At 58.9% G+C, this 22,645-nt stretch carries 23 protein-coding genes and 1 riboswitch; of the genes, 15 read left to right on the forward strand and 8 right to left on the reverse strand.

The genetic code is table 11. The annotated features are described in order from the left end of the window. Nucleotides 1–129: 129 nt before the first annotated feature. The 6 genes from LOH53_RS00660 to LOH53_RS00685 all read left to right on the forward strand — a co-directional run bounded on the left by LOH53_RS00660 (nt 130) and on the right by LOH53_RS00685 (nt 6,328). A complete protein-coding gene (locus LOH53_RS00660) occupies nt 130–948 on the forward strand; it encodes a hypothetical protein (protein ID WP_230065791.1) in 819 nt (272 codons plus the stop codon). A gap of 189 nt (nt 949–1,137) precedes the next feature. Continuing rightward, nucleotides 1,138–2,307 carry an ADP-forming succinate--CoA ligase subunit beta gene (sucC, locus tag LOH53_RS00665; RefSeq protein WP_230065792.1) on the forward strand — a complete coding sequence of 390 codons (1,170 nt, stop codon included), beginning with the start codon at nt 1,138–1,140 and terminating at the stop codon, nt 2,305–2,307. A gap of 15 nt (nt 2,308–2,322) precedes the next feature. Next, nucleotides 2,323–3,225 carry a succinate--CoA ligase subunit alpha gene (gene sucD, locus LOH53_RS00670; protein ID WP_230065793.1) on the forward strand — a complete coding sequence of 301 codons (903 nt, stop codon included), beginning with the start codon at nt 2,323–2,325 and terminating at the stop codon, nt 3,223–3,225. A gap of 87 nt (nt 3,226–3,312) precedes the next feature. After that, complete coding sequence (locus LOH53_RS00675; RefSeq protein ID WP_230065794.1) at nt 3,313–4,311, forward strand: sugar ABC transporter substrate-binding protein; 999 nt, start codon at nt 3,313–3,315, stop codon at nt 4,309–4,311. Between the two features lie 63 nt (nt 4,312–4,374). Then, the gene (locus tag LOH53_RS00680; RefSeq protein ID WP_230065795.1) at nt 4,375–5,421 is read left to right on the forward strand and encodes an ABC transporter permease; all 1,047 of its coding nucleotides are present in this window, start codon (nt 4,375–4,377) and stop codon (nt 5,419–5,421) included. Between the two features lie 10 nt (nt 5,422–5,431). After that, entirely contained in the window at nt 5,432–6,328 is an 897-nt protein-coding gene (locus tag LOH53_RS00685) for an ATP-binding cassette domain-containing protein (RefSeq protein WP_230065796.1), read from the forward strand. 1 nt (nt 6,329) lies between these two features. Here the strand turns inward: LOH53_RS00685 and LOH53_RS00690 are convergent, their stop codons facing one another. Further along, a complete protein-coding gene (locus LOH53_RS00690; protein WP_230065797.1) occupies nt 6,330–6,635 on the reverse strand; it encodes a rhodanese-like domain-containing protein in 306 nt (101 codons plus the stop codon). Nucleotides 6,636–6,772: 137 nt separating this feature from the next. On the opposite strand from LOH53_RS00690, the gene LOH53_RS00695 reads away from it, so the two are divergent. Next, complete coding sequence (locus LOH53_RS00695; RefSeq protein ID WP_230065798.1) at nt 6,773–7,900, forward strand: LOG family protein; 1,128 nt, start codon at nt 6,773–6,775, stop codon at nt 7,898–7,900. 55 nt (nt 7,901–7,955) lie between these two features. Here LOH53_RS00695 and LOH53_RS00700 read toward each other — a convergent pair whose 3' ends face one another. Next, nucleotides 7,956–9,056 (reverse strand): VIT1/CCC1 transporter family protein, encoded by a 1,101-nt coding sequence (locus LOH53_RS00700; RefSeq protein WP_230065799.1) that lies wholly within the window; start codon nt 9,054–9,056, stop codon nt 7,956–7,958. A 203-nt stretch (nt 9,057–9,259) separates the two neighbouring features. On the opposite strand from LOH53_RS00700, the gene LOH53_RS00705 reads away from it, so the two are divergent. Beyond that, complete coding sequence (locus tag LOH53_RS00705) at nt 9,260–9,478, forward strand: hypothetical protein (RefSeq protein ID WP_230065800.1); 219 nt, start codon at nt 9,260–9,262, stop codon at nt 9,476–9,478. A 68-nt stretch (nt 9,479–9,546) separates the two neighbouring features. On the opposite strand, the gene LOH53_RS00710 is transcribed toward LOH53_RS00705, so the two are convergent. Beyond that, nucleotides 9,547–9,834, reverse strand: coding sequence for a hypothetical protein (locus LOH53_RS00710; RefSeq protein ID WP_230065801.1), 288 nt, complete (start codon nt 9,832–9,834; stop codon nt 9,547–9,549). A gap of 15 nt (nt 9,835–9,849) precedes the next feature. Further along, nucleotides 9,850–9,973: riboswitch (SAM riboswitch) on the reverse strand. A gap of 100 nt (nt 9,974–10,073) precedes the next feature. Continuing rightward, the gene (locus tag LOH53_RS00715) at nt 10,074–11,558 is read right to left on the reverse strand and encodes a sodium:solute symporter (RefSeq protein WP_230066211.1); all 1,485 of its coding nucleotides are present in this window, start codon (nt 11,556–11,558) and stop codon (nt 10,074–10,076) included. 217 nt (nt 11,559–11,775) lie between these two features. On the opposite strand from LOH53_RS00715, the gene LOH53_RS00720 reads away from it, so the two are divergent. Then, nucleotides 11,776–12,360, forward strand: a complete 585-nt coding sequence (locus LOH53_RS00720) for a cupin domain-containing protein (RefSeq protein ID WP_230065802.1) — start codon at nt 11,776–11,778, stop codon at nt 12,358–12,360. 102 nt (nt 12,361–12,462) lie between these two features. On the opposite strand, the gene LOH53_RS00725 is transcribed toward LOH53_RS00720, so the two are convergent. Further along, nucleotides 12,463–14,442: an APC family permease gene (locus tag LOH53_RS00725; protein WP_230065803.1), complete on the reverse strand. Its 1,980-nt coding sequence runs from the start codon at nt 14,440–14,442 to the stop codon at nt 12,463–12,465. A 254-nt stretch (nt 14,443–14,696) separates the two neighbouring features. Between LOH53_RS00725 and speB the strand changes: the two genes are divergently transcribed. Together speB and LOH53_RS00735 are read left to right on the forward strand one after the other, a co-directional pair. Then, the gene (speB, locus tag LOH53_RS00730) at nt 14,697–15,788 is read left to right on the forward strand and encodes an agmatinase (protein WP_230065804.1); all 1,092 of its coding nucleotides are present in this window, start codon (nt 14,697–14,699) and stop codon (nt 15,786–15,788) included. Beyond that, nucleotides 15,785–17,464, forward strand: coding sequence for a thiamine pyrophosphate-binding protein (locus LOH53_RS00735; RefSeq protein WP_230065805.1), 1,680 nt, complete (start codon nt 15,785–15,787; stop codon nt 17,462–17,464). The genes speB and LOH53_RS00735 overlap by 4 nt, the downstream gene beginning before the upstream one ends. A 126-nt stretch (nt 17,465–17,590) precedes the next feature. On the opposite strand, the gene LOH53_RS00740 is transcribed toward LOH53_RS00735, so the two are convergent. Both LOH53_RS00740 and LOH53_RS00745 read right to left on the reverse strand, forming a co-directional pair. After that, nucleotides 17,591–18,340, reverse strand: a complete 750-nt coding sequence (locus LOH53_RS00740; protein ID WP_230065806.1) for a HEAT repeat domain-containing protein — start codon at nt 18,338–18,340, stop codon at nt 17,591–17,593. A 37-nt stretch (nt 18,341–18,377) separates the two neighbouring features. Next, nucleotides 18,378–18,668 (reverse strand): antibiotic biosynthesis monooxygenase family protein, encoded by a 291-nt coding sequence (locus LOH53_RS00745; protein WP_230065807.1) that lies wholly within the window; start codon nt 18,666–18,668, stop codon nt 18,378–18,380. Nucleotides 18,669–18,780: 112 nt separating this feature from the next. Here LOH53_RS00745 and LOH53_RS00750 point away from each other — a divergent pair, with 112 nt between their 5' ends. Together LOH53_RS00750 and LOH53_RS00755 are read left to right on the forward strand one after the other, a co-directional pair. Next, the gene (locus LOH53_RS00750; protein ID WP_230065808.1) at nt 18,781–19,437 is read left to right on the forward strand and encodes a pyridoxine/pyridoxamine 5'-phosphate oxidase; all 657 of its coding nucleotides are present in this window, start codon (nt 18,781–18,783) and stop codon (nt 19,435–19,437) included. 241 nt (nt 19,438–19,678) lie between these two features. Continuing rightward, complete coding sequence (locus LOH53_RS00755; protein ID WP_230065809.1) at nt 19,679–20,407, forward strand: helix-turn-helix transcriptional regulator; 729 nt, start codon at nt 19,679–19,681, stop codon at nt 20,405–20,407. Between the two features lie 23 nt (nt 20,408–20,430). On the opposite strand, the gene LOH53_RS00760 is transcribed toward LOH53_RS00755, so the two are convergent. Further along, complete coding sequence (locus LOH53_RS00760) at nt 20,431–20,838, reverse strand: VOC family protein (protein WP_230065810.1); 408 nt, start codon at nt 20,836–20,838, stop codon at nt 20,431–20,433. Between the two features lie 191 nt (nt 20,839–21,029). Here LOH53_RS00760 and LOH53_RS00765 point away from each other — a divergent pair, with 191 nt between their 5' ends. After that, on the forward strand, nt 21,030–21,692 hold the full coding sequence (locus tag LOH53_RS00765; RefSeq protein WP_230065811.1) for a TetR/AcrR family transcriptional regulator: 663 nt from the start codon (nt 21,030–21,032) through the stop codon (nt 21,690–21,692). After that, nucleotides 21,689–22,579 carry a TIGR01777 family oxidoreductase gene (locus LOH53_RS00770; protein WP_230065812.1) on the forward strand — a complete coding sequence of 297 codons (891 nt, stop codon included), beginning with the start codon at nt 21,689–21,691 and terminating at the stop codon, nt 22,577–22,579. Before LOH53_RS00765 ends, LOH53_RS00770 begins: the two co-directional genes overlap by 4 nt. The last annotated feature ends 66 nt before the right edge of the window (nt 22,580–22,645 follow it).

Here is a 22,645-nt window from a genome sequence, read left to right on the forward strand (position 1 = left end):
CATTGTCAGATGGCGGCGTGCCGTTTCAATGCATGGCAGGACGTGCCAGAGCAGCGCTAGCGCGGTCCAGGACGTGCCAGGGCAGGGCCCTAGTTGGGTCGGCGGCAGGCTATACGGCAAACTTATTCCATGGCACTTTCTCCTCGGCCCACCGTGCGGCACGTTGCGGGCGCTAAGCGTGCCTCAAACGGCCCTGGGTCACTCATGCGTGCAGCAACGCTCATCGTGCTGGCGGCTGCTGTCGGAACCGGCCTCGTGGGTTGCATCACGATCCCCACAGGCCCACCTGCCCAGCCCACGGTCACGGCAAAAGGACCCTTGAGCTATGTAGACAGGCTCAAAGCGATGGCTGTTGACCAAGCCACGGAAGATGCTGGGGGGGCAGAACTGCCAGCGTTTATTACGGATTCACGCAACATTGCCTGCGTCTTCACTTCCTCTCGGGCCGGGAATCTCAACCAGCCGTGGGAACCCAATAATTACACGGATTCAGCGAATGAAACGAGTCCCATAGTTCCGGTGGTGAACTGCGAACTCGCCAACTACCCGGCCCCGGATCCGGCGACCGTGAAGGGTACTTGCGCAGGAACCCACGTGGGTTATCTGGGTGGCACAGCGCTGCTCATGCCTGACGCCGTGAGCTACGGCGGCTGCCGGGCCGGTGTCACAGCGGTGGAGGCTGCGTTCGGAACAGCGGGCACAGTCAGCGAGAACATGTCCCGAATCCCGGTGTTGAGTCAAGGTCATGCCAAGGAAGCCCAAGGCTACCGCTGTGCCCCCATGGACGACGGCGTTGCTTGCGCGAACCTCTCTAACGGGCTTGGCTTTTTCGTCTCGGCAGACAAATATGAGCTCTTCGGACCCGGCCACGAAAGCCCAACAACACCTGCCGCTACGGCTCCCGCCACAACAACTCCGGCCTCAGGCGCAGCTACCAAAACCGGTTAGGCTCAGCGGTCAGCCATTCATGGTGAAACAGCTACTTGAGAGGTTTTCTGCGGGCCGCCAATGTGAGAGGAATAACCCTTAACACTGTGGTGCACGGGCCAAGTATGTGCTTTTAGTGCAAGGCGGTAGTGTGTGAAAAGGGGTTTTGCCCCTCAAAATCACTACTTCGACGTAGAAGGACACAAACCCGTGGACCTGTTTGAATACCAGGCGCGCGACATGTTTGAGGCTCACGGCGTTCCCGTGTTGGCCGGCATCGTGGCGCACACCCCTGAAGAAGCAAAGGCAGCAGCCGAGAAGATTGGCGGCGTCACAGTCGTCAAAGCACAGGTGAAGGTCGGTGGCCGAGGTAAGGCCGGTGGCGTTAAGGTAGCCAAGACCGCTGATGAAGCGTTCGAGCATGCCTCCGCCATTCTTGGCATGGACATCAAGGGCCACACCGTTAACACGGTCATGATCGCCCAAGGTGCCGACATCGCTGAGGAGTTCTACTTCTCCGTGTTGTTGGACCGTGCAAACCGTAACTACTTGGCCATGTGCTCGGTGGAAGGTGGCGTGGAGATTGAGGTCTTGGCAGTGGAGCGTCCAGACGCTCTGGCCAGGGTCGCCGTCGACCCCGCCGTTGGCATCGATGTGGCGAAGGCTGACGAGATCGTCGCCGCAGCAGGCTTCAACGCCGAACTTGCACCGAAGGTTGCAGCGGCCATCATCAAGCTGTGGGACGTCTTCAAGAAAGAGGACGCCACTCTGGTTGAGGTTAACCCGCTGGTTCTCACCGGAGCAGGCGACATCGTTGCACTGGACGGCAAAGTCTCCATCGATGAGAACGCTGACTTCCGCCACCCCGGCCACCTGGAACTAGAAGATGCCGCCGCAGCGGACCCGCTTGAAGCTAAGGCGAAGGCCGCTGGCCTGAACTACGTCAAGCTCGACGGCGAAGTTGGCGTCATCGGCAACGGTGCAGGGCTGGTTATGTCCACTTTGGACGTTGTGGCCTACGCTGGCGAAAATCATGGCGGCGTTAAGCCCGCCAACTTCTTGGACATTGGCGGTGGAGCCTCAGCTGAGGTCATGGCCAACGGACTGGACGTCATCTTGAATGACCCCCAGGTCAAGAGTGTTTTCGTCAACGTCTTCGGTGGAATCACCGCGTGTGACGCAGTCGCCAAGGGCATCGTTGGTGCACTGGCAACGCTGGGCACAGCAGCGAACAAGCCGCTGGTAGTTCGCCTCGACGGCAACAACGTTGAAGAGGGCCGCCGCATCCTCAATGAAGCCAACCACCCGTTGGTCACCCTGGCCGCCACGATGGACGAGGGCGCCAACAAGGCCGCCGAGCTCGCCAACGCTTCGAAGTAGAGGTTTAGAAAACTTATGTCTATCTTCTTGAACAAAGACTCAAAGGTCATCGTCCAGGGCATCACCGGCGGCGAAGGCACCAAGCACACTGCTCTGATGCTCAAGGCTGGTACGCAGGTCGTCGGTGGCGTGAACGCACGCAAGGCCGGCACCGAGGTCACCCACGGCGACGTCGTCCTACCCGTGTTCGGGACTGTCAGCGAAGCTGTTGCCAAGACTGGCGCCGACGTTTCGATCGTGTTCGTCCCCCCGGCATTCACCAAGGACGCCGTCGTTGAGGCCATCGAAGCCGGCGTTCCGCTGGTTGTTGTCATCACCGAAGGCGTGCCGGTTCAGGACTCAGCGGAGTTCTGGGCGCTGGCACAGTCCAAGGTTGACGCGCAGGGCAAGCAGATCACCCGCATCATCGGGCCGAACTGCCCCGGGATCATCACCCCCGGCGAAGCGCTTGTCGGCATCACGCCGAACAACATCACACAGAAGGGCCCGATCGGCTTGGTCTCCAAGTCCGGCACCCTGACGTACCAGATGATGTATGAGCTGCGCGACCTTGGCTTCTCCTCGGCGATCGGCATCGGTGGCGACCCCGTCATCGGCACCACGCACATTGACGCCCTAGCTGCGTTCGAGGCTGACCCCGAGACCAAAGCCATCGTCATGATCGGTGAAATCGGTGGTGACGCTGAAGAGCGCGCAGCCGAGTACATCAAGGCCCACGTCACGAAGCCCGTTGTGGGCTACGTTGCTGGCTTCACCGCACCCGAGGGCAAGACCATGGGCCACGCTGGCGCCATCGTCTCCGGCTCCGCGGGCACGGCTCAAGCTAAGAAAGAAGCCCTTGAAGCTGCCGGAGTCAAGGTTGGCAAGACGCCTTCCGAGACCGCCGCGCTGCTGCGCGAAATTTACGCAGCGCTGTAATTTAGTTGTGAAGAAGAAGCGCGTCCGGCCGACTTTTGGCCGGGCGCGCTTTTGTTGGCGGAAGTCCCAAATTGGAGGAAGCTTTACGTGAAAAGGATCTCTTGGCGAAAGTTGGCCGTAGCGGCTGCGATCGTGCCACTGTTTGCAATGAGCGCCTGTTCTAGCTCGGGCGGGCGCCCCGGCGAAACTGCGGCAGCAGGAGGGGGACAGGTCGCCAGCACATCAAGCATCAAAATTGCGCTCATCACGCACGCAGCCCCAGGAGATACCTTTTGGGACATCGTGCGCAAAGGCGCCGAAGAAGCTGCGGCCAAGGACAACGTTGATTTGCTCTACACCTCCGATCCTGATGGTGGGCGGCAAGCGCAGTTGGTCCAGCAGGCCATTGATCAAAAAGTGGCCGGTATTGCCGTGTCGCTGGCCAAGCCCGACGCGTTGAAGGCTGTCTTGAAGAAGGCGGAGGACGCTGGTATCCCCGTGGTCAGTATCAACTCAGGGGCGGACCTTTTCGCCAGCCTCGGAGCGTTCACACACTTTGGTTCCGATGAAGGAATCGCTGGCGCTGCCGTGGGAACACGATTGGCCAAAGAAGGTGTGACCCACCCCATCTGCGTTATCCATGAACAAGGGAACGTGGCATTGGAAGCTAGATGTGCCGGTGTGAAGACCAAGATCGCTGGAACCGAGATCCTGTATGTTCAGGGAACGGATATGACCCAGGTATCCTCCACCGTGACGGCGAAGCTGCAGTCCACGCCGAACGCCGACGCGATCATTGGTCTGGGTGCACCGTTCACGGCTACCATTCTCAAAGCCGTCACATCCTTGAACTTGGGAGCCAAATGTAAGATTGCCTCCTTTGACGTGGGGGCCGATCTGCTCCAGGACATCATCGACGGCAAGGTACTCTTCACCGTCGATCAGCAGCCGTGGCTCCAAGGCTACGATGCCGTGGACGCCCTGTGGCAGAACCACCGCGGCGGATTCAAAGTCGGCGGTGGACTTCCGGTCTTGACCGGTCCGGCCATCATTGACAAGACCAACGCCCCAGCGATCCTCACATTCGCCAAAGAAGGCATCCGTTAAGGATGACTTGATGCCGGGCCCGATGGCGTCATCGGTCAGGCCCGCTCACACCAGGAGAACCACATGAGCACCATGTCCCAATCCCCGCCGTCTTTGCGAGATGAACGCGTCGGGCAGCGCAGCCTCCTTTCCGGCCTCCTGGGGCGGCCGGAAATTGGCGCGTTGGTGGGTGCCGTAGTGCTGTTCATCTTCTTTGCCATCGTTGCCCCCGTTTTTTTGCAAGCCAATTCGTTCGCCACGGTGCTTTACGGGTCCTCCACCATCGGCATCATGGCTGTGGGTGTCGCGCTGCTGATGATTGGCGGGGAGTTTGACCTCTCAGCCGGGGTGGCAGTGATCAGCTCCGCGCTGACTGCCTCCTTGTTCAGCTGGTACTTCTCCACCAACGTATGGATTGGTGTGGGTTTGGCGCTCGTAGTCTCGCTCGCTATTGGCTTTGTCAACGGCTGGATCTTGATGAAGACAAAATTGCCGAGCTTCATCGTCACCCTGGCAACATTTTTGATGCTGACGGGGCTGAATCTGGCCCTAACGCGTTTGATTGGTGGCAGTGTTGCCAGCCCCTCCATCGCCACCATGGATGGATTTTCCTCGGCGCAGGCCGTCTTCTCCAACGATTTCACAATTGCCGGCGTGGACGTGAAAAGCCCCATTTTCATTTGGATCCTGCTCGTAGCGCTGACATCGTGGATTCTGCTGCGAACAAAGGTGGGGAATTGGATCTTCGCGGTGGGTGGGGACGAAAATGCTGCCCGAGCCGTGGGCGTTCCGGTTAAGTGGACCAAAATTGGCCTGTTCATGGGGGTTGGCTTCTGTGGCTGGCTTCTGGGCATGCACAACCTTTTTGCGTTCGACGCCGTCCAATCAGGTGAGGGTGTCGGTAACGAGTTCTTGTACATCATTGCCGCAGTTATTGGTGGGTGTCTGCTCACGGGCGGATATGGTTCGGCTATTGGTGGGGCTATTGGCGCTTTCATCTTCGGCATGGCGAACAAGGGGATTGTTTATGCCCAATGGAACCCGGACTGGTTCAAGTTTTTCTTGGGCCTGATGTTGCTACTGGCTACCATCGTGAACCTGGTTGTTAAACGCCGCTCAGAACTGAAGTAGGGACTAAGCCATGATGACGACTAACGAAAGCGAGCTCTTGGCCCATCCGCCGGCGCCCTTGATGGAGCTGGAAAATGTGGGTAAGAGTTATGGGAACATCATTGCCCTGACCGATGTGAGCATGGCAGTCGATGCTGGCCGTGTCACCTGTGTTCTAGGGGACAACGGTGCAGGCAAATCGACGCTGATCAAAATTATGGCCGGTCTCCATTCCCACGATTCTGGCACGTTCAAAATCATGGGCGAGGAACGAACGTTGAGAAGCCCTCGTGAAGCCTTGGATGCCGGGATTGCTGCGGTCTATCAGGACCTGGCAGTGGTGGCGTTGATGCCGATCTGGCGCAACTTCTTCCTAGGTTCCGAGCTGACATTAGGGCGTGGAGCGTTTAAACGCCTGGACGTGAAGACCATGAAACAGACTACGAAATCTGAGCTGGCTCGGATGGGGATCGATCTACGCGATGTGGATCAGCCTATCGGGCAGCTTTCCGGCGGTGAGCGTCAGTGCGTGGCAATTGCGCGGGCCGTCCATTTCGGGGCCAAAGCGCTCATCCTTGACGAGCCGACGGCCGCGCTGGGAGTCAAACAATCCGGCGTCGTCCTGCGCTATATTTTGCAGGCCAGGGACCGCGGGCTGGGCGTCATCTTCATTACCCATAACCCGCACCACGCGTTCCCGGTGGGCGACCGCTTCTTGCTACTCAAGCGCGGTAAATCCATGGGATATTACGAGAAAAAAGACATCACACTAGCCGAACTGACCGGGCAGATGGCCGGCGGAGCGGAATTGGCAGAACTGGCCCACGAGCTCGAGGAGCTGGGCGGACATGGTGAGCTGGTCACCGAAGTCCAAGCCGAGCTGGACGGAAAATCCGGTACAGCTCCGGGTGACCCAGCAGCAACGTAGCCTACTCCGGGGCCACCATCGGCATGCCCTCGGCAGCCCAGTTGCTCATGCCACCCACCAGAGTATCCGCGTCGTAACCGAGTTCAGTCAGGGCCTGGGCCACTCGCCCGCTACGGCCGCCACCATGGCAGACGGCGATGACGCGCCGGGACTTATCCAGCTCGTCCAGGCGCTGAAGGACCTCCCCTGCCGGAATATGCACGGCATCTTCAATCATGCCCGCAGTGATCTCATCCGCTTCGCGGACATCGATAATCTGGACATCCGGGTCCGCGGCCATAAAATCGCCTGTGTTGATTTCCTTCATTGTTGCTCCTGAATAAAAAGAATTGAAGCGCCGCGGCATCCCGGCGGTGAGTATGTGAAACTGTCCCCTCCACAGTACCCGCCAAGCCTGACGCCTTAGTTACCAGGGGGAGCCACTGGGCTAGCTAAGCTGGGGACGTGAATGTACCTACTTCTCCCCATTCCCGCACCGTTGAAGTCGAGGAAGTCGCTGGCTTTGACGCGCTCATTGCTGGCGGGGCAAAATCAATGCACGGCTGGATCTTTCAAGCCGTTGACCTGCGTACCCGCAGCAGTGAGCTGGTGGCTTTACGGGCCCCCGGTGCCATCTTCTTGGGATGCCTATTTGCACCCGAAATTGAGAATCTGCTGCGCTCCCGAGGGGCCTTGATTTTCCCCACGCTGCCCAATATTCCTTTCAACGCCTACCGCGGACACCTGTACACGGGTGCGGAACTGTATGCAGGCATCGCTGGCGGTGATTATGAAAGCGTGCCGGACGCGCTGATTTACCAGTGGACACTCCAACGTGGGCGCGGACGCGCTTTGGATGCCACGCTGGCCACTGCCATGCACGACCACGCCATCAGTGACGCCCTCGATGACTTCATGACCACTCTAGCTGGTGCCGGAATCCGGACTGTTGGAATTATGGGCGGGCACCGTTCGGCTCGCGGAAGTACAGAATATGCCCAGGCCGCGCACTTGGGCCGATCGTTGGCACGTCAGGGATTCATGGTTGCCACCGGAGGGGGTCCCGGAACCATGGAGGCCGCCAATCTCGGCGCCTATCTTGCCGGATACGATGATGACGCACTAGATTCCGCTCTTGGCACCTTAGCGTGTGTTCCCGGATTTCGTCCTTCCGTGAGCGCTTGGGCGCAGGCAGCAGAAGCCGTTTTGGCGCAATTCCCCACAGGCACAAAGAATCTTGGCATCCCCACGTGGTTTTACGGGCATGAGCCGCCCAACGTGTTTGCTACCAGCGTGGCCAAGTACTTTGCGAATTCGGTCCGCGAGGCAGTTCTGTTGGCCCGCTGTGATGGTGGCATCATCTTCTTACCAGGAGCGGCGGGGACAGTTCAGGAAATTTTTCAGGATGCCTGTGAGAACTACTATGCCTCGGAGGGTGGGGAGAGGCCCATGGTGCTGGTGGGTCGGCGCTACTGGGAAAAGGATCTGCCCGTCCGCCCTCTTCTGGCGGCGTTGGCTAGCGGCCGGACCATGGCTGGGCGCATCCATGTTGTCGATACGGTGGAGCAGGCCTGCCAAGCGATTGCCCACTAGCTTGCCCGGGTGCCTAGAGTCTGATCCAGCCGAGCACGGCTGCTTTCTTCTTGCGTTATCCGACGATCGCGCCAAAGGCCAGACCTAGGAGATACGTCGCAGCGGCAGCGCCCAGACCGATACCCAGCTGCCGTAGTCCGCGCCACAGCGGTGAAGCACCGGAAAGCAGACCGACGACGGCGCCCGTTCCCATCAGCGTCAGCCCCACCAATGCGCAGGCTAATGCCAGGGCCCCAAACCCCGTCATGCCGAACAGGAAGGGAAGGATGGGGAAGAGCGCACCGGACGCAAAAAAGCAGAAGCTTGAGCTTGCCGCGCCCCAGGCCGTTCCGAGTGTCTCGTGCTCGTCGCCTTCCTCGCCTTCCTCGGGGACATCGGGACGCAGCGACAAGCTGGGGTCACAGTCGCAGCTGGCATGCCCCAGGCGCTCGGCGGCGCGGTGTTCGGCGGCGTCACGGGACATACCCCGGGCCAAGTAGACCAGGACCAGCTCATTGTTTTGTAAATCCAGTGCTGGCGCGGCGGTCAACGTAACCTGGGTCGGTAGGGAGGCGTCTAGCAATTCGCGCTGGGACCGCACCGAAACATACTCGCCGGCGCCCATGGACAGCGCTCCTGCCAAGAGGCCGGCAATACCGCTAAAGAGGACCACATGGCTGCCCACGCCGGTGGCGGCCATACCCATTACCAGCGAGAGATTGCTGACCAGGCCGTCGTTGGCGCCAAAGACAGCGGCTCTGAAGGAGCCGGAAAGCCGATTGCGACCGCGAGTGGCTAATCCGCGGACCACTTCTTCATGGATGGCCTCGTCGGCGGCCATAGCTCGCGTTGCGTCCACATCGGAGGCATAGGGAGATCTGGACTCTGCGCGTTGTGCCAACGCCAGAACAAAGACCGAACCGAAACGACGGGCGAGTAACCCCAGGAGGCGATTCCGGGAGGATGGCTTGGCAGGCGGGCCGGCATGGCTGCCTAATAGCGCCAGCCAATGCTGTTCATGGCGTCCCTCCGAGTCGGCCAAAGCCAAAAGAATGGCTTTTTCCTCCCCGTCGCGGCGCTTGGCTAAATCCCGGTAGACAGACGCCTCGGCTCTTTCATCCGCCAAATACTGGCGCCAGCGCTTGATCTGCGCCGGGTTGGGTATGCGTTCAGGCATGATCGGGACTCCTCAAATCCAGCCATCACTGTAGCTCTTTTTGGGACGGTTTTTCGGTCGGTATGCCGTGAAGAAAAGTTTAGGGACGCCGCAATTAGATAGTCTTCGAAGAAATTCACAAGTACATGAAAGTACTTGACAATATGGAAAGTACTTTCGTATGCTGAGTGACATCAACGGTCACTAGTTATCTGGGAGTCACCATGAACACGAATACCCGCGACAACGGAACACGGTTCGTCTGGATGGGCTTTGCTGCAGGGCTGGCCTGCATGCTGGCCTTATTCATCTATGGGCTTGTGCGGGGGAGTGCGCCAATGCTGGTCATGGCCTCGAGTGTGGGCGTGGTGCTGGGCTCCACATGGACGGCCACCTCGGTCGCCCTCAAGAAGCGGGCACGTGAAGCTGCGGCTGCTGCGTGAGGCGTCCTTACCTTTCGCTGTGAAGTGTAGACGCCTGCCAACCGGCTTCGACACACATCGGAAGAAGGCTAGTAAGCGCTCAGACGGAAACCTAGTCTTAGCCCGGCCCGGACACCAGTCTGCGCCACAGTTATCACCAGAGTGCTCACCTCCGGTATCCACTGGGCGGGGCGAACGGCCTGTGTCAGTGCGCTCACTAGATCGGCTGGTTCCGCGGAGAAAAACAGGAGTTGGCCGGTCGGCGAGAAGAAAGAAACAGTGCCGAGATTGACGTCCACTGCCGGCAATACCGGCACCGAGTAGGGGCGCTTGGTGGTTGCAGTGCGCTGTGAATTACTAAACGAAAGAGTGGTCATTGGCGAAACCCTTTGTGAGTGCTCTTGCCCGCTCCGGTTTGTCTTTAGTTCCGCCGCGGGCCACTTCTTCATCCGAGCCACCCTGTGAACATGGGGTTGGCGTGCGACAAGTCGGAGCTTGACATCGCATCTCATGAAGCTGGATTCAGAGTACCGCTTTAAAGTACGACGGCGGCATGATGACGTCATAAAGACTCGCCATCGTACCGCCGTCGTGCTTTTACGTAACCGGGAATACCTTAGCGCGCGGCAGTTTCCGTCATGATCTCGTCCGTGTTGGAGTCAGTGGCTGCAGCAGCGAGGCGGTCATCCCAGACTTTGCGGATATGAGCCGGGGTTGGCGGGGTTAGCAATGAGACCACCACGTAAACGACCAAGGAGGCGGCTAACCCGTAGTAGATCGGCTCATTGGCATAGATGCCGTCGGCACTAGGGATAGCACTTGTCGCGTAGAGCACCAGCATCAACAAGGTCAGTGCGCAGCCGACGCACATGGACCAAGCGGCGCCCAGACCGGTACCCCGCTTCCAGACCAAGCCACCGATGATGGAGACAAGCAGGCCTCCAACCAAGATGTCGTAGGCAATGGTGAGCGCGAAGACGACGTCGTTGACGACAATCGAGATCAGCACGACCAGTACGCCGAGTCCCAGGACGTACCAACGGTTGGAATTGACGTCGTGTTCTGGGTTGGAAGTATCCGATGAATCTATGGTCTTGCCAAACCAGCTAGCGACGAACGGGACCACGTCCTTGCGTGCCACGGTTGCAGCGGCGATGAGGGCTCCGGAAGCGGTGGACATCATGGCAGCCACGGCAGCCGCCATGACAATACCGCCTAAGCCGATCGGTAGTAGGTGTGTGGCGACCTCGGCGTAGACAACGTCCTTCCCAAGAGTGGCGACGTCGATCCCTGGCAGTGCCACCCGGGCCGCAAGGCCGATCAACGCACCGGCTACACCGTAGAGAATGCAATAAATGCCGGCTGTTGCGCCGCCCCACCTGGCCACAGTCGGGGTTCTGGCGGTGAAAACACGCTGCCAGATGTCCTGGCCGATCAACAAGCCCAGGGTGTAGATAACGAAGTACGTGATGATGGTCTGGATACCGATTCCATCCCATTGGAAGAAGCTAGCCTCAACGCGGTCCTGGATGCCGGACAGTCCGCCAGCTGCGTTCCACGCGAAGGGAAGCATGAGCAAGAAGACCCCCACGGTCTTGATGACAAACTGCACTTGGTCGGCCAAAGTGATAGACCACATGCCGCCAATCGTGGAATAGACAAGGACAATTGCCCCACCTACGGCGATTGCCAGCCAGCGGTCCCAGCCGAAAAGTACCACGAAGATGGTTGCGTAGGCTCCCGTAGACGTTGCAGAGATCATGATGGTGTAGGCCAGCATGACAATGCCTGACATCTTGGTCGTTTCCTGGCCGTAGCGCAGGCTCAGCATTTGGGAAACGGTGTAGATCTTCAGCTTCTGGATGGTCGGGGCGAAGAGCAGGCTCAGGAGTAGTACCCCGACGCCGATCGCAACCACCAACCACATGCCGGAGATGCCAAATTTGTAACCCAGTCCTACGCCACCGACGGTGGAAGCGCCGCCAAGGACGACTGCGGCCATGGTTCCCGTGTAGAGGAAAGGTCCCAAGCGGCGACCGGCAACGAGGAAATCGCTGTTATTCTTGGTGCGCGATTTTCCCCACCAACCAAAGGCCAGCATGGCGACCAGGTAGAGGACGACTATTGCAATGTTCAGTGTCACGTGAAGCTCCAGTGTGCGGTGATGATGGAGAAAGCAAGAATAAATTGCATGAGAGACAACTTATGTTGCCTAACAGGCTAAACTGTGATGGTGGTTACAGTCAATACATGGCTGCAGTCGCTGGACGTATAGAGTCACGATGGGCATGAATTGCCAAAGACTTCAAGGAGCGAAGATGAAAGCACTGCCAGTGGAGCCCAGCTCGGCGCCGGTTGCCATTGGCTCGCGCATCCGCGCGGCACGCCAAGCTCAGCGACTCACCATTGAGCATGTGGCGGACGCGACCGGTCTGACGAAGGGCTTTTTGAGCCGTGTCGAGCGCGATCTGACCTCTCCTAGTGTGTCGTCCTTGGTCACCTTGTGCCAAGTCTTGTCGATTTCCATCGGGGACTTGTTCGCTGTGCCCGAGACGCATCTGACACTTCGCGGGGAGGGCCCGCGGATCTCCCTAGGCGGAGAGGGAATTGTGGAACGGTTGCTCACGGCACGTTCGGAACGACGCCTGCAGATCCTCGGCACGACCATCGGCCCCTTTGGCCGGGGTGAATCCGAGTTGTATGCCGTGGATTGCGATGTGGACGTCCTGCACATCATCAGTGGGGAACTGACATTGATTATGACGCAAGATTCGTACGATTTGAAGGCCGGGGATACCTTGTCCTTCCCGGGCCGCGAGCCGCACTCCTGGGAAAACCGCTCCGCCACACCCGTTGAAGCGCTATTCATCCTGGTCCCCGCAGCGTCCGGGGCTGCTGGATAACCACTCCCAACCCGACGCTCGGTTACTTTCGGGTCCCTTTTGCCCGACGCTCGGTTAGAAACGGGCCCTTTTGCCCGACGCTCGGTTAGAAACGGGTCCCTTTTAGCCGACGTGGACCCAAGGACGTTGCGTCAGGTCAGGCTCTGCCTCCCGCAGCACTTCTCGCGTGACGGGCGCGATCTCGCCTTCGCCGGTGAACATGAACTTGATCATGTTCGTGATCGGGTTTCCCTCGTTCCAGCGGAAGTAGATATGTGGAATCAGACCGGTGGCGTCGCGCACATGAAGCAAGACTGCGGCGATTGTATTGGGGACATTGGAACCGTGGACCTCAAGTATTTTGAAGCCGTGGCGGACCACGCCGCGCACTTCCAAGGCTGTCTCAAAGTCGGAGGAGTCATCCACGATAACTTCCATAAAGAGAACTTGGCGAGGATCGCCGATCTGGTTGACAGCGGCCGCGTGGTTGAGTTTACGGCGGTACGCGGCGGCATTGCGCGTCTTGGGGTCGTGGGAGATGAACCTGATGGTGCCCTCATCGACGGCGGCCACAAACGACATGGCGTGTTCGTCCATGCGAATGTAGGTGGCGCGCAGTTCAAACGCCCGGCGGAACCGTGAGAGCAAGCTGACCAAAATGATGCCCAGGATGAAAAGTAAAGCAATTTTCAGCCCGTCCGGGCGTTCGATCGAGTTTGCCACGGTGGTGTAGAGGAATGCCACGGAGACTGCGCCAAAACCAAAGGTCTTGACGCGCTCCTTCTTGCGCCTGGCAGAGAGCGTCACGGCGATGGCAGCGGATGTGATCAGTACCAACACTCCGGTGGCATACGCGCCTCCCTGAGCATCGACGTCGGCCTTGAATGCCACGGTAATGATGATGGCGATGACAGCGAACACCAAGACCAGCGGGCGCACCGCCCCGGCCCATTCCGGAGCCATGCCGAAGCGAGGCAAGTACCTGGGCACCAGATTGAGTAGCCCTGCCATCGCGGAAGCCCCCGCAAACCAGAGGATGGCGATGGTGCTGATGTCATAGACGGTGCCGAAACCCTCGCCGAGGAGATCGTGGGCAAGAAAGGCAAGTGCGCGCCCATTAGCGGCACCGCCGGGCTGGAATTCCGCGACAGGAATGAGGATGGTCGTAGCAAGTGAGGACGTGATGAGGAAGGTGCTCATAATGACCGCGGCGCTCGTCAGCAGCTTGTGCGCACCACGGATGCGCCCCTCCGGGTTTTCCTCGGTGTCGCTGGCAGGGCCTTTGATCTGTGGCATGACAGCCACGCCGGTTTCAAATCCTGACAGACCCAGTGCCAAACGCGGAAAGACTAGAAGGGCGACGGCGACCACCATGACTGGGTTGCCGTGCTGGGTTGTCAGCGCTGTCCACCAGTCTGCGGTCAGTAAGGGGCTCCCGGCGACGTGGAACAACGCAACAGAAATGACCACCAGGTTAAGACTCAAGAACACGGCGACAAGGACCACGGCAATGCTGATGGCCTCCTTGAAACCTCTCAGGAACACGATGGCCAAGGCGGTGATGAGCACTAGGGTGATGATGATGTTTTGTCCGTGCAAGAAACTGGGGGCAAAAGGATTTTCTATCACGTGAGCTGAAGCATCGGCAGCTGAGAGGGTGATGGTGATCATGAAATCTGTGGCGGCAAATCCCAGTAGCGCCAAGACGAATAATTTGCCCCACCAACGGGGGAGCAGGTTTTGCAACATGGCGATGGAACCGGCTCCGCGGGGACTCTCTCGGGCCACCCTTTTATAGACCGGCAATGCGCCAAAAAGGGTCACGAGGACCAAGACGATGGTGGCCAGTGGTGCCAGCACGCCTGCGGCGAGAGCCGCGATGGCAGGCTGGTAGCCAAGAGTTGAAAAGTAATCCAGGCCGGTCAGGCACATGACTCGCCACCACGAGTGCGGTTTGTCGCTGGGCTTGGGCCGACCGTGCGGACCCTGGCGCTTTCCGGAGCTTTCGGGCAGGCCTTCCATGAGCCACAGCCGCAGGGCCTGTTTTCTAGTGGGCTTGGTGCGATCTCCCGGGTCCGATGGTGCGTGGGCGAGGGATGTCACGAGAAATTCCTTTCGGCCGTGCACGCACGGCGGCTGAACCGCTCGACGGCGGCAGAGTGAGACTAGCACCGGATTTTGGTCAGAGAGCACATCTTGACGAAATCTTTACGCGAGCCCAATGATCCGTGGTCAAACTCACCTAGATCTTTATCCAAGGAAAACTTTTGGTTCACATTAGACAACTTGGGTTGTACGATTGTGAGCAATGACCTGTGTGTGATCCAGGTCTACTGGCTTATGAAATGAGGACGTTCATGAAAGAAATCCGCATCGAGACCAACGGTAACTTGGGGCCGATCGATTCCGCCCAGATCCCGCGCTATGCAGGCGCTGCCACGTACGCGCGACTGCCCCGCCTGGATCAGGTGGCTAAGGCGGATGTGAGCGTTGTTGGCGTTCCCTTTGACAGTGGCGTCTCTTATCGCCCGGGGGCTCGCTTCGGCGCCAATCATGTGCGGGAGGCATCACGTCTCTTGCGTCCGTATAACCCGGCATGGGATGTGTCTCCGTTTGAAAACTGCCAGGTGGCAGATGCTGGCGATATGGCCGTGAACCCGTTCAACATCAACGAGGCCATCGAGACCATCCAGCAAAATGCGCTGGACTTGACCGCAAGCGGCTCTAAGCTCTTGACGATCGGTGGAGACCACACGATTTCGCTGCCGTTGCTGCGTGCCGCCGCTGAGCGCGCGGGTGAGCCCATCGCTATGCTCCACTTCGACGCCCACTTGGATACCTGGGACACCTACTTTGGTGCGGAATACACGCATGGCACTCCTTTCCGCCGCGCGGTAGAGGAGGGCATCTTGGACACCGAGGCCATCTCCCACGTAGGTACGCGAGGGCCGCTATATGGCAAAAAGGACCTCGATGACGACCACCGCTTCGGTTTCGGGATCGTCACAAGCGCCGACGTCTACTATCAGGGCGTACTGGAAACTGTGGCAAAAATCCGCGACCGCATTGGTAAGCGCCCGCTCTACATTTCCGTGGACATTGACGTCCTGGACCCCGCGCACGCCCCCGGCACCGGAACACCCGAAGCTGGCGGTATATCGAGCCGCGAACTCATCGAGATCATCCGCGGCTTCCGTGGCATGAACCTTGTTGGCGCCGATATCGTGGAAGTGGCCCCGGCTTACGACCACGCCGAAATTACCGGTATTGCCGCCAGCCACGTTGGTTTTGAACTGGTGACATTGATGGCGGACAACCACGTTGCGGGGGATCGATTCGGTGCCCCCAACGGCTACGCAGCCCAAGCCCTTGATGCCCAAGAACGACGCCGGCCGGCCGGGTTCTCCCCGACGGCCTCCTCCGCTACGAGCCAGGACGGTTCCAAATGACAGCTACTTCGACGACGGGTTCCACCGTCCAGCGCAACGGCGGGGATCTCGTGGTGGAGACACTCGCGGCCCTAGGTGCCAAGACAGTTTTTGGAATCCCGGGACAACATGCCCTTGGACTATTTGATGCGTTGAGCCGTTCGCCTCTGCACTTTATTTCCTCCCGGGTTGAGAACAATTCAGCCTTCGCCGCTGACGGGTACTCTCGAGCCACCGGAGAGGTTGGTGTGCTCTTCCTCTCTACCGGACCAGGGGCACTGACCGCGCTGGCAGGTTTGCAGGAGGCTTATGCCACCGGCGTGCCGATGATTGTTGTTGCCAGTCAGATCCCGCTGGAAGGCTTGGGGGCGCGCCGGAAAGGCATGTTGCATCAGCTGGATGATCAAAAGGCTTCCGCCGCGAACGTTTCCAAGAGCCAGCGGCTCATCCAGCATGCTTCTGGTATTCCCTCGGCTATTCAGGACGCCTGGACGGAAGCTGTCTCTTCGCCGCAAGGGCCTGTTTGGGTGGAAGTTCCACAAAATGTGTTGTTGGATCCCATCTTTGTGCCCGCTGTGGAGGATGCATTGGCCGAGCCGTTCGATAATCCTCCCCGCGTTGAGCTGATTCGGGAGGCTGTGAAATGGCTCTCGGCTGCTGAGCGCCCGGCGATCGTGGCGGGAGGCGGTGTCCGGCGCGGTCACGCCGAGGCGCAGCTGCTCTCCATCGCACAGAAGCTAAACGCCCCCGTGGTGTGTACTCCCGGTGGCAACGGCGCGTTCCCTTGGAACCATGAGCTCTCGTTGCAGTCGTGGGTGGAAGACAGACACGTCACCGAAGTCCTAGAGGACGCCGACGTGCTGGTCGTCATCGGGTCCTCGCTGGGTGAGGTATCCAGCAACTACTTCACGATGGAACCGCGCGGACGGATTATCCAGATCGACGCCGAACCTCGCGTTTTGGAGTCCAACCGGCCGGCCCTGGGTATCCGGGCAGATTCTGGCCAGGCGCTGAGCGCACTGGATGAGGCCTTGTTGGAACCTCATGGTGAACAGGCCAACTGGCACGGAGCAACTCCGCAGGTAACTGTGAAAGAGACGTTAGCCAAGGTCGTGGCACGGTTGGACGGACAAGACCTCAGTCTTGAGCGTAAGTTTATGGCGGATATCCGCGATGCCGTTCCCGCGGACATGCAAACGTTCTGGGACATGACAATCTCCGCCTACTGGGGCTGGAGTTGCTGGGATTCAATGGCTGGGGAATTCCACTCGGCCCAGGGTGCTGGTGGATTAGGGTACGGGTTCCCGGCGGCCATTGGTGGCTCGTTGGGGCTGGAGAGCCAGGGCAAGCCAGCCCGCGTGCTGGCTGTTGCCGGTGACGGATCTTCCATGTACTCGATCTCCGAGCTAGCCACCGCGAAGCAGCACAATGCGGCCGTCACGTGGCTTATCGTGGACGATGGTGGATACGGGATCCTGCGTGAGTACATGATTGACACGTTCGGGAAGGCAACTCATACCGAGCTGGCCCGCCCGGACTTTGTGAAACTGGCTGAGGCGTTTGGCGTCCCGGCCCAGCGCGTCGCTCCCGAGAATGTCGGAGAAGCGCTGAAGGCGGGATTCGCTGCCGACGGGCCCAACGTCGTCGTGGTTGATGTGCTCTTGAAGATGTTTGGACCAACGCACCTGAATCTGTAGATGACGTGAGGCTGGAGAGCCTAAAAAAATTTGATGGGCGGTGAGGTCGCCGTTGAGCCAGGAACGGTTCGACGGCGGCCTTGCGGCATTCCGGACAGGTTCTTTAGGTGCGCAACCTTACGTCAGTCAGGTTGGGGTGGCAGTGCTCAGGAGCGGCTGTCTAGCCGCCAGGACCAGTGATCGCTGTGCTTCTTGGCGTATTTCTAGGACTGGAGAATCGTTAGTAATTTCCGTGAGCAGAGCAAGGGACTCGGGATGGTTGAAACTCTCGAGGGCACGCGCGATCTTCCACCGCGTCAGCTCATCGTTGACGTTGCTGCGGAAACAATCAATGAGGGTGTGCAGGGCCGTGATCTTCTGTGCGGGAGCCACAGATGCATACGAGCACATGAATCCCACTGCATCGATGACTTCTACGACCTCCTCACGGGCGCCGTCGCGAATGCACGCCAACAGAGTCGGTAGAACGTGGGGGTCCATTCGCCCAAGAATGCGGGCGACGATGTCCCGAGGCAACGGGTAGCTGCTTTTCTTGAAGGCTTCACGGGACGGGCGTTTATGTTGGTTGTTCCCGATTTTTCCCAGTAACGGAAGCAGCAACCGTGCGCTTGTTGCACCTCCGGTTTGAAGTGCCGCGCAGAGTTCGATCTTCGTGTAGAGCTTGGTTTCTCGTGAGAGCCGTTCCACGAAAAGACGCTGCAGTGATTCATCAGCTCCAGGCGTCAGCGCCAGGATGCGGACGGCCGCAGTTCTTTCCACGGCGTCGTCCGATTCAAGTAGGCGCATCAAATTCTTGGCAGGCTGTGAGCGGAAGCGCGCAAGGTCTTCCTCGCTGAGGAATCCTCGAGCAAGTAATTGGCTTGACTGGCTTTTCATCAGGCCCCAACCCTAACGTGATGACGGGCTCCGCGGCCTAGAAGACGTCCGTGAAGTGTTCCACGGCTGGGAAGGGATCATAGAAGTGGTGCAGTAGCTCGCGCCAAGTGCCGTATTGTGCTGATTCTCGAAATCCGACGGTGTGGTCTTCTAGCTGGTCCCAGTGGACAAGAAGCAGATATGTGCTCGGTGACTCGAGGGAACGTGACAGCGAAAGCTTGCGGAACCCTGGCATCGAAGAGATCAGGGACTTCGCGGTGGCGAATGCCAGTTCAAAGCCGTGTTCCTGACCAGGAATGACCGGCAAGAGTGCGTGTTCGGTAATCATCGACCAAGTCTCACACAAAGAACTTCGGGATTTCTGGCTTTCCAGTTCTACCCCGACGGGATTGTCCCAGCAATTCTTCCTGCTCCCATTCTTTTTTGTGGAGAATAGAAAGATGCAAACACTTCGTAGTCAGCTTCGGGCGATTCCGTCAATTACTGGTCAGTCTCCGGCCTTCGATTCGGCATCTGCACCGGAAGAGCCGCACGAGTTGTTCCTGGGATGGTTCCGATACGCGCTTGATGCCGGCGTGTCAGAAGGGCATGCGGCCACGCTCTCGACCGTCGATGAGTATGGCATGCCGGACGCGCGGGTGTTGATTGTTAAAGACGTGACCGACGACTGTGATTTCAAGATCGCTACAAGCGATGACTCAGCCAAAGGCCACCAACTTCGACAGAACTCAAACTGCGCCCTCACGTTTTACTGGAGCACGCTGGCCCGTTCGGTGCGTGTCCGGGGAAGCGCGCATCGGGCTTCCGCAGCAGAATCAGCGCAGGACTTCTTGGCCCGTCAGCCACAGGCCCGGGCGATCGCTCTGGCCGGGCATCAAAGTTCAGTCCTTTCCTCTGACGCTGTCCGGGAAGAAGCTATCGCCCGGGCCACGGCGGAGATTGAGGCTGATGACAGCGTTGTTCCAGCAGATTGGGGGGTCTGGACTATCGTGCCAAGCTCCATTGAATTCTGGCAAGGCGATCCCAACCGAGATCACCAACGCCTTCGTTATACCCGGCTTGGAGCCGGCTGGGACAGAGAACGTCTCTGGTCTTAAAGACGCGGAGCAGCCTGCTCATAGACGCCTGGAGCAACGTTAGACTCAACGCGGTCACACTAGCCCAACGTCCCAAATAGAACTGTGTGCTATCGCGTGAAGGCTTTCTAAATACGGGGCTGGGGAGACCGCAGAGCCAAAGATGGCCACGAGTTCCGCCCAAACCGAGGACGGCGCCCAACAGCCAACGTCTAGAGTATGGGCGAAGGAGTGTCAGGCGTGGCGGGTAAGGTCGAGGATTATGAACAGGACCGAGCGGCTGTATGCCCTTGTGGAGGAACTTCGGGCAGTTTCGCCGCGGCCGCGGAGTGTGCATTGGCTGGCTGCTCGCTTTGAAGTTAGTTCCCGCACGATCGAGCGGGACATAAACGCGCTCCAGCGCACAGGAGCGTCTATTTGGGCCGAACCTGGGCGTACCGGAGGGTACTGCCTTAACAGTGACCAGACCCTGCCTCCCGTTAATTTCACGCCACAGGAGGCAGCGGCCATGTCGGTAGCCCTGCAGAAGTTGGAAGGCACTCCATTTTGGATGGCAGCCAGCTCAGGGTTGCGCAAACTCGTCTCGGTGATGAAAAGCGAAGACGCCGCCGTCGCCCGTGACCACGCAGGACGCATTCACTTTCTCGGTGACGGCCAAATGAATGACGGCCAAACGACTGCTGGCGAAGCCCAGAGCCCTATCTCTCATCTCATCGCGGACGCGCTTTCCGCTGGACATGTCCTGCGCATTGGGTATACCGACAGCGACGGCAACACTACAAACCGTGAGATCGAGCCCGTGGGATATATAGGCTCCGCAACAGGTTGGTATCTCATCGCCTGGTGCAGGCTGCGGGATGGGGTTCGGGTTTTCCGCACGGATCGGATCACGACGGTGGTTGCCACGACTGAAAAGCCTGCGCGGCGCGAATTGAGCGCCGATGATCTAGACATTCGCTATGGAGAGCTCCGCCAAGCTACTTTGCACTGAACCGACCATAAAAGAAGGCGCCCTCACCTCTCGAAACGCGCGAACTTCGTGATGGCAACGGGAGTGATGGGGGTGAAGAAGTTCACCAGGTTACCGTCGGGGTCCCGGAACAAAACAGAGCGGTTTCCCCAAGGGAGCGTCGTCGGTGCACTGACAAATTCATCGACCCAGCCTTGAAGCTTCTTGTACTCGGCATCGACGTCCTCAACCAGGAACTCGATGATCACCGAATGGTTGTCGGCTGGGCGGGCAGCCCCTGGGCCGAAGAGGCCCACGGTACGAGTACTACCGATCGCCAAGGTGCCCTGGGGGGTTGCGAGTTCGGCAAAGTCTTCATTTGGCCGACTCGCTACAGCACCGGTGGCGCGCTCGTAGAACGTCACTAGACGCTGGACGTCATCAGTGATCACACGCAGGGAGACAAGATTCATGAGAGGCTCTTTCGACAAAAGTGGTGTGCAGCGGTCGCTGCCACCATTCACTATCCCGCCTCGCGACGACAACGCCCTGTCGGTGTTTACGAACTATTCGGGAACAAAAAGATGCGAACGGCGTCCTGCGTTATTGAACGCGTTCAAAATTTCTGTCATACTCATATTTGAACACGTTCAAATATGAGGAAGTGAACCACGTGGCTGGTGACAAGAGCGAGCAAACCAAGGATCTGGTCCTTCAGACTGCCCTCGGCATGTTAAGGACCAGGGGCTACGCGAAGACCACCATGCGGGCTATTGCGGCCGAGGCAGGGGTCTCGCTCGGTAGCGCCTATTACTACTTTGCGTCCAAAGACGAACTGGTCCTGGAGCTGTACCGCGAATCCGTTCTGGAGCAGAGAGCTGCGGCAAACACGGCATTGGCCGGCAGGAAGGGACTGTCCGATCGCCTGAAAGTTGCCTTGCACGCTGGCGTTCAGGCCTTGAATCCCTACCATCACTTCGGCGGGGCATTCATTGCCAGTGCGCTGCCACCCCATACCGCAGTCAACCCTTTTGGTGCAGCTTCTACACAAGCGCGGGAGGAAGCCATTGCAATCTTCGCTGACGTCATTGACGGCACCAAAATTCCGGCTTACCTGCGGTCCCAACTGCCGGAACTGCTGTGGCTGGCCTATATGGGTATCGTGCTCTTCTGGGTGTATGACCACTCAGAAGACCAGCGCCGAACTCACACTCTCATTGACGGTGCCGCTGCGCTCATTGCCAAGCTAGTGGCTCTTTCGCGATTGCCCGTCGTGAAGCCGCTGGTTGAAGAGGCCTTGGCGCTCAAGGCCAGGGTGCAATCATGAAAACGGTGATAATCGCAGGCGCATCCGGCTTTATTGGCCAGCATTTTCGTCGCGAGTTTGAAGCCGCAGGATGGCGGGTACGTACGGTGGGACGCGCAGCAGACGCCGTCTGGGGTGACACCGCTGGGATCACCAACTTGCTAGAAGATACCGAATTGCTCATCAATCTTGCCGGAAAGTCGGTCTCATGCCGTTATAACTTACGCAACAAAGCGGAGATTTTTCGTTCCCGTTTGGAGACCACGGAAGAGCTGGCCCTGGCGGTACAAGCGTGTCAAAACCCGCCGCGTGACTGGTTCAACGCCAGCACGGCCACCATCTACCGGGATGCGCGTGACCGTCCCCAAACCGAGGACGACGGCGAGCTCGGCTCCGGCTTTTCCGTGGACGTGGCCCGGGGCTGGGAAGCGGCACTAGATGCCGTCCCGACGCCAAAAACTCGCAGGATCCCGCTGCGAATGTCCATTGTCATGGGTGACGGCGGCGGTGTGATGCGTCCATTCGTCAACCTGGCACGGCTTGGCTTAGGTGGATGCATGGGCGACGGCGGCCAAAAATACAGCTGGATCCATGTGAGCGACCTGTTTAGTGCCGTGATGTTTATACATCAGCATCCACAGATGACCGGCCCCATGAACATTGCTGCCCCGGAAGCTGTGGCAAACTCTGAACTAATGTCCCAGGTCCGCACGGCAGTCGGAGTGCGGTGGGGGTTTCGAACTCCGGCATGGTTACTGTCCATGGGGGCCATGTTGATTGGTACGGAAACCGAACTTGTCCTCAAAAGCCGCTGGGTGGCGCCTGCCAAACTGCAGGACGCAGGATTCGAGTGGCGATATTCGTGCCTTCACGAAGCGCTCGCCGACATCCAGCCAAGGTCCCGCTGATATGGGCGTGGACGCGCACTAGACGCCATGGGCAGAACGGGCGTTCGGCGATTGCCTAGGAGTTCT

This window comes from Arthrobacter cryoconiti, from assembly GCF_020905375.1.
Taxonomy (GTDB): domain Bacteria; phylum Actinomycetota; class Actinomycetes; order Actinomycetales; family Micrococcaceae; genus Specibacter; species Specibacter cryoconiti.